Source organism: Acidianus brierleyi (assembly GCF_003201835.2).
Taxonomy (GTDB): domain Archaea; phylum Thermoproteota; class Thermoprotei_A; order Sulfolobales; family Sulfolobaceae; genus Aramenus; species Aramenus brierleyi.
Genome location: NZ_CP029289.2, coordinates 1,339,865 through 1,355,743 on the forward strand (window position 1 = coordinate 1,339,865; position 15,879 = coordinate 1,355,743).

At 32.1% G+C, this 15,879-nt stretch carries 17 protein-coding genes; 1 reads left to right on the top strand and 16 read right to left on the bottom strand.

The features are described from left to right. Positions 1–36: 36 nt before the first annotated feature. From DFR85_RS22965 to DFR85_RS22980, 4 genes are all read right to left on the bottom strand, one after another. Positions 37–774 carry a putative RNA uridine N3 methyltransferase gene (locus tag DFR85_RS22965; protein ID WP_110270284.1) on the bottom strand — a complete coding sequence of 246 codons (738 nt, stop codon included), beginning with the start codon at positions 772–774 and terminating at the stop codon, positions 37–39. Positions 775–776: 2 nt separating this feature from the next. Continuing rightward, the gene (gene ileS, locus DFR85_RS22970) at positions 777–3,920 is read right to left on the bottom strand and encodes an isoleucine--tRNA ligase (RefSeq protein WP_110270285.1); all 3,144 of its coding nucleotides are present in this window, start codon (positions 3,918–3,920) and stop codon (positions 777–779) included. 76 nt (positions 3,921–3,996) lie between these two features. Then, a complete protein-coding gene (locus DFR85_RS22975; RefSeq protein ID WP_110270286.1) occupies positions 3,997–5,007 on the bottom strand; it encodes an isocitrate/isopropylmalate family dehydrogenase in 1,011 nt (336 codons plus the stop codon). Positions 5,008–5,019: 12 nt separating this feature from the next. Continuing rightward, the gene (locus DFR85_RS22980; RefSeq protein ID WP_110270287.1) at positions 5,020–5,613 is read right to left on the bottom strand and encodes a DUF447 domain-containing protein; all 594 of its coding nucleotides are present in this window, start codon (positions 5,611–5,613) and stop codon (positions 5,020–5,022) included. 10 nt (positions 5,614–5,623) lie between these two features. Here DFR85_RS22980 and DFR85_RS22985 point away from each other — a divergent pair, with 10 nt between their 5' ends. Beyond that, a complete protein-coding gene (locus tag DFR85_RS22985) occupies positions 5,624–7,039 on the top strand; it encodes a M28 family peptidase (protein ID WP_162582718.1) in 1,416 nt (471 codons plus the stop codon). Here DFR85_RS22985 and DFR85_RS22990 read toward each other — a convergent pair. From DFR85_RS22990 to psmA, 12 genes are all read right to left on the bottom strand, one after another. After that, complete coding sequence (locus DFR85_RS22990) at positions 7,022–7,747, bottom strand: HAD family hydrolase (protein ID WP_110270289.1); 726 nt, start codon at positions 7,745–7,747, stop codon at positions 7,022–7,024. The genes DFR85_RS22985 and DFR85_RS22990 overlap by 18 nt on opposite strands. Positions 7,748–7,753: 6 nt before the next feature. Continuing rightward, the gene (locus DFR85_RS22995) at positions 7,754–9,964 is read right to left on the bottom strand and encodes an elongation factor EF-2 (RefSeq protein WP_110270290.1); all 2,211 of its coding nucleotides are present in this window, start codon (positions 9,962–9,964) and stop codon (positions 7,754–7,756) included. Between the two features lie 80 nt (positions 9,965–10,044). Further along, positions 10,045–10,734 carry a 3'-flap repair endonuclease Xpf gene (gene xpf, locus DFR85_RS23000; protein ID WP_110270291.1) on the bottom strand — a complete coding sequence of 230 codons (690 nt, stop codon included), beginning with the start codon at positions 10,732–10,734 and terminating at the stop codon, positions 10,045–10,047. Between the two features lie 25 nt (positions 10,735–10,759). Then, the gene (locus DFR85_RS23005; protein WP_110270292.1) at positions 10,760–11,146 is read right to left on the bottom strand and encodes a prefoldin subunit beta; all 387 of its coding nucleotides are present in this window, start codon (positions 11,144–11,146) and stop codon (positions 10,760–10,762) included. Further along, on the bottom strand, positions 11,147–11,371 hold the full coding sequence (locus DFR85_RS23010) for a hypothetical protein (RefSeq protein ID WP_246253047.1): 225 nt from the start codon (positions 11,369–11,371) through the stop codon (positions 11,147–11,149). Further along, the gene (locus DFR85_RS23015; RefSeq protein ID WP_110270293.1) at positions 11,368–11,802 is read right to left on the bottom strand and encodes a hypothetical protein; all 435 of its coding nucleotides are present in this window, start codon (positions 11,800–11,802) and stop codon (positions 11,368–11,370) included. Before DFR85_RS23015 ends, DFR85_RS23010 begins: the two co-directional genes overlap by 4 nt. Positions 11,803–11,851: 49 nt before the next feature. Continuing rightward, on the bottom strand, positions 11,852–12,070 hold the full coding sequence (locus DFR85_RS23020) for a 50S ribosomal protein L37ae (protein WP_110270294.1): 219 nt from the start codon (positions 12,068–12,070) through the stop codon (positions 11,852–11,854). A 14-nt stretch (positions 12,071–12,084) separates the two neighbouring features. Next, complete coding sequence (rrp42, locus tag DFR85_RS23025; protein WP_110271812.1) at positions 12,085–12,912, bottom strand: exosome complex protein Rrp42; 828 nt, start codon at positions 12,910–12,912, stop codon at positions 12,085–12,087. A gap of 1 nt (position 12,913) precedes the next feature. Then, on the bottom strand, positions 12,914–13,648 hold the full coding sequence (gene rrp41, locus DFR85_RS23030) for an exosome complex exonuclease Rrp41 (RefSeq protein ID WP_110270295.1): 735 nt from the start codon (positions 13,646–13,648) through the stop codon (positions 12,914–12,916). Beyond that, positions 13,626–14,354, bottom strand: a complete 729-nt coding sequence (gene rrp4 / locus DFR85_RS23035; RefSeq protein ID WP_110270296.1) for an exosome complex RNA-binding protein Rrp4 — start codon at positions 14,352–14,354, stop codon at positions 13,626–13,628. Before rrp4 ends, rrp41 begins: the two co-directional genes overlap by 23 nt. 2 nt (positions 14,355–14,356) lie before the next feature. Next, on the bottom strand, positions 14,357–15,055 hold the full coding sequence (locus DFR85_RS23040) for a ribosome assembly factor SBDS (RefSeq protein WP_110270297.1): 699 nt from the start codon (positions 15,053–15,055) through the stop codon (positions 14,357–14,359). Positions 15,056–15,064: 9 nt separating this feature from the next. After that, entirely contained in the window at positions 15,065–15,790 is a 726-nt protein-coding gene (psmA, locus tag DFR85_RS23045) for an archaeal proteasome endopeptidase complex subunit alpha (RefSeq protein ID WP_110270298.1), read from the bottom strand. Between the last annotated feature and the right edge of the window lie 89 nt (positions 15,791–15,879).

Consider the following 15,879-nt stretch of genomic DNA (forward strand, 5'->3'; position numbering starts at 1 on the left):
CTCTTATTCCATGCTTCTCGCTGGTTATAAATGTATCTATTCTATTATAAGATTTAAAATGGAAAGCGAAGATATTAGAGCCTCTTCTGTCCTAATATCTGATACACCTTGTTTTGGAATAAAGTTATATGACTTAATAAGAAATTCTAAGCCTAATGTATTTAGTAAATTCCCCTTAGGCGGCCCAATTAATAGAGTTATCCCATTTTTTTCATATAAATCATTTATTTCTCTTTTATGCAAAAAAGGGTCTTTCCCATTTCTACTACCTATTATCAAATTCTTTTTGGTTTTTATGCTGTCTAAATCACATTTTATGAGTTTAAATCCAGAATAATATATATAAGGATATTTTATATAGTCAAGTTCAACTGAATCCAAGATTAATACTGAAGAATCTTTTATATTTAAGTTACGCTTAAGACCAAAATCTCCTCCTTTACCTATCCTAACTTCGCCTTCTGTTGGTAATCTATGCACAATATGAGAATAAATATTCATTGGAGATAGTAAGCCAACCTTACTAAGTTCTTTTTGTCTTGGAATTGTTCTCTTTAAATATGGAGGTAATATGGCATAATCAAAGATCTTTCTTATAATATTATACAATTTGGGTGAGTCATTAATAATATATAATTTAGATACTCTAAATATTAGAAGATATCTAAAAATTTCAGAAACTTTAAGAGTCACCTCTTCTATTGACGATTCAACACTTAATATGGAAGAAAATAAGGCTACATTTAGTTCCTTTCTCCTTGGAAATTCAAACATTGTTAAACCTTTTTTATTCCAATTGTATATTTCTCATCCTCAATATCCCAATCATTGATAAGTTCGCCTTCTATTTTATTAGTTACAACATCTACGGCTCTTGTTTCAGACTTTATATAATCTTTCCACTTGTTTATGATCGAATATTTATCTTCTGGAGATTGTATATAAACTAGTATATTATCTAGAACATTAAGATTCATACTCTTTCTCATAAACTGGATTCTTCTTATTAAATCTCTGATTATGCCCTCCTCTTCCTCTTCTTTACTCAATTCTTTACTTATTGCTATAGCACCTTTATCAAATCGTGCAATAGTATATCCCTCAATTACAGATTCCCTTATAGTAACATGAGTTAAATTGAGTGAAACCTCAGTACCGTCTAACATAAAGGTATGAGTTCCCTTTTCAAGAATATCTTTTGCTACTATCTCTGAATTTTGATTAATATATTGTACTATTTTAGGCGTATTTTGTCTAAATTCTTTGCCTATAGATCCTGAATTTGGATCAGCAACAACTTTACTAAATGACTTAAGGGACTCTATCCCCATTATCTCTAAGTTTTTCACATTAAGAGTAGATTTTAGAATGTCAGTAACCAGACCTATAGACTTTATATCATTTTCAGAATTTAGAAATACGTACGCAGATTTTAACGGCCATCTTAATTTTATACCAGCACGAGCTCTAGCATTTAAACCTGCTTCGTTTATCTCTTTAACTAAATTTATAGCATATTCAAGCTCGTCATTTATTAATTCGTTTTGAGCTTCCGGTATTGACTCCATACTTACTGATAATTTGCCATTTATTACAAACTCCTTGTATATTTTCTCTGCGGTATAGGGAATGACTGACGATGCTAAAATTATCCAGTTTTTCAGAATATAATACAATATATAATACATTGCTATTTTAGATGGGTCGTTAGACTCTATCCATGCTCTATTCCTTATTAGCCTTAAGTAGAATCTACTTACATCGTCCACTAAAAACTGAATTATAGCATTAGCTAGCTCATGAACTTTATAATATTTCATAGACTCTTTTATTCCTTTCAATACTCTATTAAATCTAGAAAGTATCCAGTAATCTTCTATCTTTAGAGCATTTTTTATATCATTAAACGTATATTTTTCTGGATTAAAATTATCTAAACTCATATACATACTTGCAAAAACATAAACATTCCAGACTACTTGTAAATCACGCTTTGTTAGTTCTATAGATTTCCAAGAAAATTTGGCGTCTTCCCATGTAGTATTCTTTAATAGCCATAGTCTTAAAACATCTCTTCCATATTTATCTATAACGACTGAAGGTTCTACATAATTACCTAAACTTTTGTGCATTTCTCTTCCTTGTTCGTCTAGCATAAATCCGTGGACTAATACCGATTTGTATGGAGCCTTATCATCTAATATAACCCCAGATCTTAACAAACTAAAGAACCAGCCTCTAAGCTGATCATGCCCTTCTAGAACTAGATCCACAGGAGACAATTTTTCCCATTTTTCTTTCCAATTTTCGCCCAAACTAGCAAAGAACGCTACACCGCTATCAAACCATACGTCAGCTACATCAGGAACTCTATAAGCTTCTTCACCGCATATAGGGCACTTTAACTTAACATTATCTATCCACGGCTTATGAAGATCATTAGGAACACTGTCTATTGCTAACTTCTTTAATTCTTCCACACTACCTACGACAGTTACATGATTATTCTTACAAATCCAGATTGGTAAAGGATTTCCCCAAAATCTCTGTCTACTTATTACCCAATCTCTAAGTTCTTTTACCATGTTACCTATTCTCGTCTTACCCCAATCAGGAATCCACTCTACATTATTTATCTCATTTAATAATTCCTGTTTTACCTTGGTTACCTTAATAAACCATTGTTGAATAGCCCTTAATATTAAAGGAGTCTTACATCTCCAGCATATTGGATATCTGTGAACAATCTTCGTACTAATTAATAATGCGTTTCTAGCTTTTAGGTCTTCAATTATTTCTATTGAAGCATCCCTAACATATTTACCCTTATACTTTCCTGCTTGTTCTGTCATATTTCCTCTATCATCTACTAACATAACTATTGGGGAACCGATTCTTTTTCCTAAATCAAAGTCTACATCTCCGTGACCAGGAGCTGAGTGAACTAATCCAGTACCGTCTTCTAAACTCACTAAATTTCCTCCATCTACTACTTTATGATATGCATCTAGATTATTTTGTGCAGGTACAAGATCTTTTAATGGATTCTCGTAATTGAGGCCTAGTAATTCCTCTCCTTTATACACTTTTAATACTTTATAATTGGAAATCTTAGCTTCAGTCATTACGTTCTTTACTCTCTCTTCAGCTATTACATAGATCTCATTGCCTACCTCAACATCGGCATAATTATAATCCTTATTTATCATAACAAAGACATTAGCAGGTAACGTCCAAGGCGTAGTTGTCCATATTATTAGATACCTATTATTTTGACCTTTTATCTTAAACTTCACATAAATTGATGGATCTTCTTGGTCCCTATATTCGGATACTTCATAGTCAGATAATGTAGTCTCACAACGCGGACACCAATGAAGAACCTCTACGTCTTTTTCTAATAGTCCTTTTTCATAGGCTTTCTTTACAATTGCCCAAGAATTACTTATGTATGTGCTATCAAGAGTATAGTAAGGTTTATTCCAATCCATGAAAACTCCTATATTCATGAAATTTTGCGTCATAGAAGACGCATTTTTCAATGCAAAATCTTTACACAATGAAACAAACTTATCTACGCCCACTTTGTCTATAATATCTTGCTTTTTAGTTATCCCTAGTTGCTTTTCTACCGCAACTTCTATAGGAAGACCATGCGTATCATAACCAGGCTGATCGTAAACTCTAAAACCACTGAGTCTTTCATATCGTAAAATACAGTCTTTTATCACTTTATTCCATATAGTTCCTATATGTGGTATAGGAGCAGATGGATAAGGAGGACCATCTATAAATAGGAACTTAGTCTTATTCTGAGAATTATATTCCTTTAACTTCGAATATACATTAGCTTTACTCCAAAAATCTATTATCTCGTTCTCTATTTCTTTTAAATCAAATTTATTTTCTAAAGGCCTTATTGAGGATAATTCGGTCCACCTACCTACTATTACTGCTAAGCTTTAAAAATATGACTCAATAATTGAGCAAATGAGATCACTTAATCCTTTGATATATTACGTCAGACATTTGGCTAAGCTTAGTGTTACCTCCTACATCAATCGTAGTATATTTATTCTCACTATATACTGAAATTATAGAATCTAGCAAAGAATTAGATGCTTTTAGATATCTATTATCTTTAGATTTATCATATAGATATTCGAATAACATTGACACAGATAAGAGAAATGCCGTCGGATTAGCTATATCTTTCCCAGCTATGTCAAACGCGGCTCCGTGAACTGGCTCGAATAAAGCTTTATTATCGCCTATATTAGCAGAAGGAGCTAAACCTAAACTACCTGCTATTTGTGCTGCTTCGTCACTTAAAATATCGCCATAAACATTAGTCGTTACTATAACATCAAACATGTTAGGATTTCTAACTAGATTAGCGGCAGCAGCGTCAACATACATTTCATTATACTCTATTCCCTTAATGACATTTCTGCAAGCTTTTGCAAAAAGCCCATCCGTAATTCTCATTACATTGGCTTTATGTACACATGTAACTTTCTTTTTACGTTTAACAGCATAGTTTAGAGCAACATGAGCTATTCTCTCAGAAGCTTTTCTGGTTATTATTTTCATTCCTACTGCAGAATCGTTATCTATTAAGTACTCATATCCCTTATATAGATCTTCAGTATTTTCTCTAACTATGAGGATATCTACATTGCTATATTTAGACTGAACGTTAGGCAAAGTCTTTGCTGGTCTTATGTTAGCGTACATATCATACATTTGCCGTAGTTTAACTACTACGTCCATAGCACTTTCGCCTACTGGCCCCTTTAAAATTACATCAGCCTTATTGATTACATCTATAGTCTGCTGAGGCAACGCTGTACCATATTTAGCTAAAGCCGAATCACCTGCTTCAACTTCAATTATATCTATCTTAAGATCATAGTTCTCTATTAATTTTCCTAAAATTCTCTTGCTAGCGTTTACTATTTCAGGTCCTACACCATCTCCTGGGATTAACGCTAATATAAAGCTCATAATGGAGAATAGCTATTCTAATTTATAACCTTTAGAGACTATCTTATTTTCCAGATCTCTTATTATATCTTCCATATCTGGTGAAAGTCTTTTAGAAGTTTTCAATTCATAGTTTATTATATTAAGTAATTTCAATACTTCCTTATTTGGCAAAATATCTAATCTTGTAAAATGAACTAGTGCATCTATTAGTAATGAGTATCCTCTACTAAATCCTCTATGCACATTACTTCCAATTTCTATACTATATGGATCTAATAGAAATATACTAGGATTATCGTTATTTAATTTTATACACTTAGCAAATATTATTTCGTATATCGATTCATCATTTATTATAGGTAAGGCATTTTTTATGGTATAATTTATATTGCCAAATAGAGAATTGTAAAATATTCGCGGATTGTCTGTAATATGAATAGAGCACTTAGGAATTTTTGATATATTTGAATATGTTAAAGTATTTCTATATATTTTAGCCGAAATATTATCTCCCTCTCTTATAATTCCTATTGGAGATAAATTATTCAAAACGCCAGTACTACCTAAAATACTCTCATAAACGCCATCTTTTGGAAAAATATCTTTAATATTAATTTGGATCATTATGAATCTAATGATTTATGAAAGGATAAAAGAGCTTTCAAGTATGGGCGAAATTGTAGCTGGAGATCAAAAGGAAAGAAAACTTATAAGCAAATTTGAAAAGATGTTTTCTAATATAGATGATAGGAAAATAGTTCCAATAGAAGTACTAAATTATAGTTCTGAAACATATATGGAAGGAGAAAAGAAAATAGAAGCAATCTCACTTCCATATTCTCCAGATATAGATTTTGATGGGAAAATAGTAAGAGATTTCAAATCTTGTAACAATTCTGGAATACTAATTATTTTAGATAATCTATATGATATAAATAAATTTTATATAAAAGCACTAGAAAATCAATGTCAATTCATAGTATTCACATTGGACAATAACCTTAGAAAATATGTCGTAAAAACTCCCCCTTTTCTTAATTTATCAGCATCAATTCCGCCTCCAATACCTGCTTTTTATATAAGGAAAAATGATTTGGATTATATAAGAGAAAAAATCTCTATTAAAAATTTAACCAAAATAAAAAGGACAACTGGTTATATATTTGAAATAATTAAAAATGCAAAAAAAGATGATAAGATATATGTATCAGCTCATCATGATCATTGGTTTACGGGTGAGCATGATAATTTAGCTTCTCTTGCATTATTCCCAGAAATAGAAAGCAGTATCTATGAATTGCATCTAATAACGTTTACCGCAGAAGAAGCTGGAGCATTAGGATATAGTTCTTTTTCATGGAGTTTTGGGTCAAGATATTATTTAGATAATGTAGTAAAAAATTTAGATAATATAATATTAAATATTAATTTAGATAATATAAACCCTTTTAGTCCTGTAGTAAAAATCTCACCTGGATTATTCACTTTATCCACTAAATATTTTAATGTAAAAAGGGAAATTGAAATATATAGTGACGGATATAGTTTTTTCAAGAAAGGAATTCCTTCACTTACTATTGAAGGAATTAATCCAAACTATCATAGCGATAATGATACTGTGAATAAAGATGAAGAAAAAGGGTTTTACGATATATTACATAAAATTAATACAATATTAAATACTGAAATTGTAATAGACAATTTAGAAATAAAAGAGAATCTAGTTAATATCATGGAAAATTTACCATTACCGTTAAGAGTAAATCTAGTTAATATCACAAACAATACGTTTTTGGATAAGAAGCCCACAAGCATATATAAACTGTATGGTGGAATATACAACTTTCAGGAAAGATATGCTAAAGTTAAACCTTTTCCGCTAATTTTAGGATTGGATTCTGTTAGAGCGAATACATCTAAGGTTTTTATAGAAGGAAAACCCAGCATGGAACTTAGGCCAGTTGATAAGGAATATTATGCACATCTTATGGAACAATTTATAGACTATTATATAAATAGCATTCATGAATTATCAAAAGATATCTTGTAAGCTTTTTATATTCCTAATAACTAGGTCAGCATAAAGTTCGGCAAATTTAACTTTATTTTGTCTATCTATAAGTATGGAATTTAGGCCAGCTTTTTTTGCCGCAAGACAATCCTTTACAGGATCATCCCCTACCATCACGCACTGATCAGAACTAAGGCTTAATTTCTCACATCCTACTATAAAAGGTTGAACACTAGGTTTCGGTTTTATATTATTTTCTCCACCTATCACTATTATATCAAAATATTTGATGAGAGGAAAATTTTCTAACCGTCTAGATTTACTTCCTCCTTCTCCATCACTATTAGTTATTATGCCAAGTTTATATCCTTTCTTCTTCAGAAAATCTAACGTATCTTGAACGTCATCGAACACTTTTGTATCACTAGCTATTGACCAATATAATGATACCCATTCAAAAATTTGCTCTTTATTTACTGATATTCCGAGTTTTTCAAGAATTTTTTCAATCCATATTGTCCTATCATATACTCCTTCAGAATCTAATTTGCATGAAATAGATGTTACTATCTCATTTATTTCTGAGCTAGAAATATTTAGCGAAAGATTATTGTCAATTAAATATGTATATAATTCTTTAGATAATACGTCTAAAGCTCTCTTAGAATTAGTTTCAAAATCTACTAGCGTATTATCAAAATCAAAAAATATGGCTCTAATTTTTTCAAATTCGTTATAGTCTTCCATATATTTTCACGATAAAAAGTCCTCTGGCTTTGGCAATTCTTTTGGTAGTCCTTTTCTCTCTCTAATTTTCATTATAACGTCTACTAGTAAGCTATCTGGAACTGGCGCCCATCTACTGAACTCTGTTCCCCAAAAAGCTCTACCTCCTGTTGATCCTCTTAAATCGCTAGCTATTTCATAAGATTCTGCCACTGGTATCTCGGCCGCTATTCTTGCTGCACTACCTACTTGAGACATATTCAATATTTTACCTCTTTTTCTAGTTAATACTGAAGTAACATTACCTACTAAATCCATTGGAACTCTTATATCTAGCTTTTGTATGGGCTCCAATAAAGTTGGTTTTGCAGTTAAGAAACCTGCAAATATTGCATTTCTAACTGCTGGAAATATCTGTGCTGGACCTCTATGCGCAGGATCTTCATGTATAACGGCATCATGTAATGTCACTTTTAATCCTCTAACTGGCTCATGAGCTAATGGGCCTTCTTTCATAGCTAACCTAAATCCTTGAAGTAAAGTGTCTATTATTTCTCTCAGATGCTGAATACCGCTTGTCATGTCTACAAATACATTTACATTTTCATCTATAGCAATTATCTTCTTCGCTTCGTCATAATCCCATTCAGCCTGATCCCTTAAAATCTTAGCCATTTCTTTAGAATCCATATCTTCTTTTATAGTGCCATTTGCTATTAGATCAACTGTCTTATCGTTTAATGGTTCTACGCTAATATAGAATTTATTATGCTTATTTGGAGACTTTCCTTCAAATACTTGACTTTTTGCCCTTATACTTTCTCTATACACTACAATTGGAGGACTAGTTACAACGTCCACGCCATAATTGTCCTTAAGTAATTGTAATGATACTTCCACATGAAGGAATCCCATCCCAGATACTAAATACTCTCCAGTTTCTTCATTTATTTTTACAACTAAATTAGGATCTTCTATGCTTAACTTTCTTAATGCATCAATCATCTTGGTTAGATCCTTAGGATTTTTGGGCTCAATAGCTACCGTTACTACAGGTTCAGAAACATAATGCAACGTCTCAAAGCTACCTTGTAAAGCCTTATATTCTGGGGCTATTAATGTCTCACCAGCTCTAGCCTTGTCTAAGCCTAATGCTGCGGCAATATTTCCTGCAGGTATTTCATCCGCTAATTCTCTAAACTGTCCCATATATATACTTACTTGCAGAACCTTTTGAGGAGCTTTAGCGTTAACCAACCATACCTCTTCTCCTGATCTGAGAGTACCTGAGAATACTCTTCCAGTAGCTACTAAACCTGCATGTGGATCTACTTTCATGTCTGTTATCATCATAACTATAGGTCCATTAGGATCAGAGTTTAACATTGCCTTAGCTAATTCATTATTAAGGTCTCCTTTCCAAATCTTAGGAATTCTATACTTTTGAGCTTCTATAGGATTTGGAATAAATTTAATTACAGTATCTAAAAGTGCCTCATTTATAGGAACTTGATTAGCTAGTTCTTCAAGTTTTGATTTATCTGGTGCAGTATATGCGTCAATAACATTCTTCATGTTAATTCCTTTCTTCTGTGCAATAGGTAAACTAAATCCCCATTTGTCCTTTGCGGATCCAAAAACTACGTTACCTGCAGTAGGGTTAATCATCCATTTTTCTTTAAATTCTGGTTCCGCATATATGTCTATAAGATTATTAACTTCTTTTATTATGTCAAGTAACTTCTGCATCATTTCTTGAGGTCCTAATTTAAGTTCCTTTATCAATCTGTCAACCTTATTTATAAATAGAATTGGTCTAACTCTTTCTTCTAGGCTTTGACGTAGTACAGTTTCAGTCTGAGTCATTACACCTTCTACTGAATCGACTACGACTATCGATCCGTCTAAAACTCTCAAACTTCTTGTGACTCTACCACTAAAATCGACATGACCTGGAGTATCTATTAAGTTAATTACATAACCCTTGTTCTCAAATTCATGATAAAGGCTTACGTTTGCAGCTTTTACCGTTATACCTCTTTGTTGTTCAACCGATAAATAATCCAATGCTAATGCTTCACCAGCTACTTTAGGAGAAATTATACCAGATGCAGCAAGCAGTTGATCGCTTGTAGTAGTCTTTCCATGATCTACATGAGCTATTATTCCTATATTTCTAACTCTTTCCCTATCTTTCATCAAACCTAGTACTTCTTCTGTTGTTTTGAATCTAGGCAATTATATCACCAAACGTAACCTAACTACTAGTTTATATAAGTACTATTAAAAGGTGACTATCAAGTTTTTTGACCTTATTTTCAAATAAAATCTAACAATGATTTCTTACTATTATTCTCTGAAGACGAATAAGGGGTGTTAATTATTTTATATATTTCTTCCGCTTTTTTCCTGCTTCCTATGGCCTTCTCTATGTCCGAAATATTAGCATTACAAATATTTTTTATTGTGCCAAATTTTTCAAGTAGTTTTTTAGCTAATATTTCACCAATTTGAGGAAAAGACTCTACTATATATTCTTGTTCTTCCTTTATATTCTCAAATTTTGGTTTATCATGAAGACTAATACTCTTTTTCTTATTGTCATTTAGCTGAAATTTTTCAGCAAGTTTCTTTAAGATTTCAGCCGATTCCTGTTTATCTATCGAATAAATAACTCTTAAATTTTGAATGGTCATTACAGAAATTAGTGCTGAATTTACAGCTTTCCAGTTATTAGTTATTTTATATATTCTGTTTAAATTACCTTCTATTAGCAAAAAAGATATATCATATGAGCTCGTAAGTCTCCCTATCTGATCAAAAAATCTCTTATCAAATATAGAATTCACTAAGTCTATAACGCTTTTTCTTTCAACTGCTATATTATCACCGACTATATAATCTCCTACGGAAAGTTGCCTTAAAAAAACTGTTATACCTAGGCTACGTAGAATGCTTGGAATGCCACTAGCTTCTTCTCTATCATCGGCATAGATCCTTATCATTATACTTTACATACATTAACGACTGTTTTTAAGCTTTTGGAGGAACTGTTGATGAACCTCCTTGTGGATAATAACGTTGTAATAATTCATTAACTTTTCTTTGAAGATCATCAAATTGTTTTTTAAGTAAATCTTCCTGTTTTTGATAAGTTCTTGATCTAAGTTCTAAAATTTCCTTTCTATCACTTAACTCTTTCTCTATTGTAGACTTATCTTTCTTAACCAATAAGTTCCCTAGAATTTTATATATGATAGTATCTGCGGGTAATGTAGACAATTCTTCTAGGACTTTATTTACTTCCCTTAGCTCACTATCTATAACACTTTTTTCATACCCTAATCTTTCCAATTGACTTTGGAGTTGTTGTAGCTTTAATAACTGAGTCTGAACTTCAGGAGGTAATTTTTCTGCCATTTATTTCACCTCTTCTATTACTCTCAGAATCGTATATATCCAGAATATATAAGAATTCATTATAGCTCTTCCTCTTGTTATACTAGGAGATTTAATATCTATCTTAAATGGTGAACTTGATATAGAAATATAATTTAAATCTATTTTTTCCAATAAAATGGATTTAGACACTATATTTTCAATATCTTTTGGAAGATCTTTTAACTCAAGTGAAATCGTGATCATATTAAAAGCCTCATCGAAAGACCTATTTTATATCCTTTAAGGTCAGTAAAATATATTTCGCATTCTTTCTCACTTAGTTTAATTATATTTAAAAATGATTCACATCTTGTTAATCTAAAAAGATTTATATCTGTGATAAAATCCATAATCTTTGTACATTCCATTTTATTTATACATGGATTTCTAGGTATTTTTTTGTCTTTAATGTCAGAAACTAGGGATATACTACTAATTCGAAATTTATATTTCAATAGAATTGCATTATACGAGATACTATATAATTCCAAATATGAAGGATTACCTTTATACGTAAGAATAAATAACAAAAACCTAGCTCCAATATCGTACGATATATGAAGAATTTGTTTAAAGCTTTGCCTACCCCTATTTATTTTTAGAGAATTAGGTATTATAAGTTCTAATTCATTCAAAAAACTTCTAGTTCTTTTAGACGCATCCCTAGAGGATGTTATTATTATATCAGTACGGGGTGTATGCAAGACCAGCCCATTTAGCTCCACATTTTTTGCAATACCATATGCCTGATGATATTCGTACTACTTTACCAGAACTTTTACAAACTGGACATTGATACTCTGCATATCTTCTCTCCATTATTTCTTTCCATTTTTTCCTTAACGTAGAACCATATCTAGGACCTAATCTTCCTGCAACTCCAACTACCTTGTATTTAGCCATTGTTAATCATCTTCTTATATATTTAATTGCTTTTTAAGTTCTTCTAAAAGCTTCTCACTAGAAGATCTAGCAATGTTTTCTATATTTAAAATCTCTTGTAAAGTAAAACTTCCTTGTCCAGTCTTTTGCATTCCTACTATTCTACCTTCTGGCGTATATGATATAGATAATTTGGCATCTGCTATTCCTTCTTCCTCTAGATCTGGGTCAATTACTATGTACTTGCCTATTTTAGCAGCTGTTATAGTTACCACAGGAAACATTATAGGAACTCTATCACCTTTTTCTTCTCTTATGATTTTTATTTCTCCATTATCATTCAAAACTTTAGGTAGTTTGGCATTATACAATGCCGCTACTGCTGCTAACGTGGAAGCATCTAAAACATTTCCTCCATAATCCAAAACATAGATATCAACCCATACTGTCCAAACTTTTTTCCCTGCTTCTATAACTAGTTTATTAAGGTCTACTGCCTTAGAATCCCTTAAGCTCCTATCTACAACCCTAGATAACTCTATTGCATTTTCGTCTGGTGGGCCTGGTTCAAAAGTTTCATACGCTAAAGGTAATAGTTCAACATTTACTACTAAATTACCTTGAGAAGGAGTATCGACAAAAGGTTCTTCCTCTTCTACTTTCACCCCAGCCAATACTGAGGTATCTCCAAGTTTTACTAAGGCAGAACCATCAGCCTTCTTAGCATAATCCAAGGTTATATTTAAAGGTCTATAATCGGTGAGTTTTCTACCATCTTCTCTTACTCCTCTTTCCAACATATGTAATATACTTTCCTTTTTAATTAAAGGAATTACATTTTCATTAGATGGAGTTACAGACATTTTAACTCTCCTCCTTAAGTTCAGCGTATCTATTTTTAAGAACATCTTTTTCCATATTATAAATAATATTTATTCCTTTCATTGATAGATCCATAGCTTGTTTAAACTCATCTGGTGTCATATTTCCGTTTAATTGTATAAGATTAATCTGACCTAAAGCTGGCATCATAGCAACTGGCATATCGGCTTCTCCCCACATATCTTCAGGCTCATTTAAATCCAAAACTACTATTCCGTCTGCCTTTCCTACCGCTACTGCTGCTATAAGATCCTTAACTGGAATTCCTGCGTCAACTACAGCCAAAGATGCTGCCATAAGAGATGCTAATCTTGTTCCTGCGTCAGCTTGAATAACTTCCATAAAAACATCGATAGAAGATCTTGGAAATTCTTCTACTAATATTGTTGATTCTAGAGCTTCTCTAATAACTTTTGAAAGTTCTATCTCTCTTCTACTAGGTGCTGGATTCTTTCTTTCGTCTGTAGAAAAAGGAGTCATATGATATCTTACTCTAAGTACTGCTCTATTTGGAAGTGCTAGATGTCTAGGATGCATTTCTCTAGGTCCATATACAGCAGCCAAAATCTTAGTATTACCAACTTGAACTAAAGAAGATCCATCAGCGTTTTTTAATACACCTATTTCCATTTTCATTGGCCTGAGCTCATCTGGCTTTCTTCCGTCTAGACGTTTTCCGTCATCTAAGATTAGTTTAGGTTTTTGAAGCTGAATCATTTATCTCGCCTACTTTTTCTTTAATTAAATTTTTAATTCTATCAGTTAAACCCTTAGTATGCGATTCTTCTTCAATTGTTTTTATAGCTAGAATTAAAATATTTTCTTTATCTTGAGAGGGACAGTTTGCCCATATTCTTCCATTCTGTGCCACTGTTATTTCGCATCCTGTCTCAGTAGTTAATACTTCAAGCATACTTTTGTTCTTACCTATAACTCTAGGAACTTTTACTGGCATAATATCAATTACTGTTCCAGAAGAAATTCTACCTAATCCCTTGCCTTTTATACTAAGAACAGGATCTATTGTCCTATCAAAGTTTTCTAACTTAGCTATTACATAATCTCCTATATCCATATATTTTCTTATATCTTCACCAACATTTACAGCTCTGCCTAGTAGGGATGACGCTGGAAGATATGCTGAATACATGGACTTTATATCTAATATCCAACCATATAATTCTATATCCTCTATCAAGCCAATTACAGTATCTCCAATTTTAGGGTAGTAATGAGGACCTTCTAGTGGTATTATTTCGAATACTGGATCTTTAGACTCAAATATTCCTATTACAGTTGAGTAATATTTAGTACCGACTTTATAAAAGTATGGAGACCAAGGTATCTGAAAATTGCCCTCTGCTACCAGATCCCCTGGTACTACTATACTTCTATTTTGGAAATAGAGTTTGTTTGACGACATTTTTATCTCACTTGTACTACTTTTACTTCTACTTCACCTTTAGTTATAGAGTTTAGCTTATCAATAACTTCTTCTTGAGCTCCTGCTGGTATTTCTATTTCTGCTATTAAAGATCCGTCGGCTAACCAATTAGTTTTCTTTACAGATCCTAAATTTTGTAAAGTAGATTTTATTTTAGAACTATATTTTGCTGAAACTTTTATTTCTAAAAGCGCCCTAGCTAATTTGATAGGTATTATTTTTGTTAACTCATGAATTATTTGCATAGCTTGAGCCTCGGGATCTTTATTTATATCTATTTGAATTTTTGCTTGTTCCATAGCCATTTCTAACCTAGCTGGTGGAATAGGCAAACCAGTTTTTGGATCCACAGCGTTCCTATGAATAAAATCTAATACTTGTTTACGTTTATTCTCTACAAGTTCCTTTCTTTGTTCAGACGTTAATGGTATTTCTCCCTTTAATAATATGTCTTTTACTACAGTTTCAAAATCTGTAGACCCAAAAACTTTTTTTAAAGCTGAAGGAGAAGCTTTTAGACCTCTCTTAACATCCTTATATATTGTATCTGAAACCACAATATCTGAAACAGGAATATTCTTTCCAGATCTAAATAAAAAAGCTTCCTTAGGTTTTACTAGTATTTCGAATCTTTCTCCATGTGACTCATACTTTACTATTATATAATCCTTTGTAGGCATTTAATTTTATCACCCCAATTTTTGAAGTATATCATTCCTTTCTTCTAATGTTAACTTTCTGAAGATTCCAGTATTTGCTGCGCCATACCCTATTTCTATTTCATTAGGACCTAGTTTTTCTCCAGGCTGTTTAGTAGCCTTAAGTGCATTAATCGCAAGTGTAATTGTATCTTCAACACTTAGATCGTCTTTATAGTTCTTTTGTAAAAATTCAGTAGCTGTAGTATAATTTTCGCCTATAGCTACCGCTAGGTATGGCATAAATTGACCGCTTGGTTCAGTCATGAAAAGTTTAGGCGTACCTTTGTCTACTCCTCCTATTATTAACGATACACCAAAAGGTCTAACTCCTCCATGTTGAGTGTACATCTGCTTTACGTCTGCAACTAACTTAGTCAAATAATCTATACTAATAGGCTCATCATAGATTAATTTATGTTGTAATGATGAATTCCTAGCATAATCTATAAGTACTCTACCATCAGACGCTAATCCAGCAAAACTGCATCCCACATGGTCATCAATTAAGAATATTTTTTCTACACTATCTATATCCACTAGAAGAGACTGTTTCTTTTCTCCCAATATTACGACAGCATTCTTTGTCTTGACTCCTAATGTTGTCCATCCCTTTTTTACTGCTTGAAATGCATAGTCTACTTGATATAAATCTCCATCTGGAGAAAATATTGTTATTGCTCTATCATATCCCATAGCTGCTGGTCCGAATGCCAAATATTATCCCAGACTATACTACTTCAGAGTAATTAATAAAAGTGTTATATATCAGATCGTCGCAGGGTACATCATAATACAGTCTGGAG

Coding starts and splice junctions, on each gene's coding strand:
- DFR85_RS22980 (WP_110270287.1), bottom strand. CDS start 5,613: ATGATCCAAATTAATATTAAAGATATTTTTCCAAAAGATGGCGTTTAT.
- rrp41 (WP_110270295.1), bottom strand. CDS start 13,648: ATGATTCAGCTTCAAAAACCTAAACTAATCTTAGATGACGGAAAACGT.
- DFR85_RS23005 (WP_110270292.1), bottom strand. CDS start 11,146: ATGGCAGAAAAATTACCTCCTGAAGTTCAGACTCAGTTATTAAAGCTA.
- DFR85_RS23020 (WP_110270294.1), bottom strand. CDS start 12,070: ATGGCTAAATACAAGGTAGTTGGAGTTGCAGGAAGATTAGGTCCTAGA.
- DFR85_RS22985 (WP_162582718.1), top strand. CDS start 5,624: ATGATTTATGAAAGGATAAAAGAGCTTTCAAGTATGGGCGAAATTGTA.
- rrp42 (WP_110271812.1), bottom strand. CDS start 12,912: ATGTCTGTAACTCCATCTAATGAAAATGTAATTCCTTTAATTAAAAAG.
- DFR85_RS22965 (WP_110270284.1), bottom strand. CDS start 774: ATGTTTGAATTTCCAAGGAGAAAGGAACTAAATGTAGCCTTATTTTCT.
- DFR85_RS22975 (WP_110270286.1), bottom strand. CDS start 5,007: ATGAGCTTTATATTAGCGTTAATCCCAGGAGATGGTGTAGGACCTGAA.
- DFR85_RS22990 (WP_110270289.1), bottom strand. CDS start 7,747: ATGGAAGACTATAACGAATTTGAAAAAATTAGAGCCATATTTTTTGAT.
- rrp4 (WP_110270296.1), bottom strand. CDS start 14,354: ATGTCGTCAAACAAACTCTATTTCCAAAATAGAAGTATAGTAGTACCA.
- DFR85_RS23010 (WP_246253047.1), bottom strand. CDS start 11,371: ATGATCACGATTTCACTTGAGTTAAAAGATCTTCCAAAAGATATTGAA.
- DFR85_RS23040 (WP_110270297.1), bottom strand. CDS start 15,055: ATGCCTACAAAGGATTATATAATAGTAAAGTATGAGTCACATGGAGAA.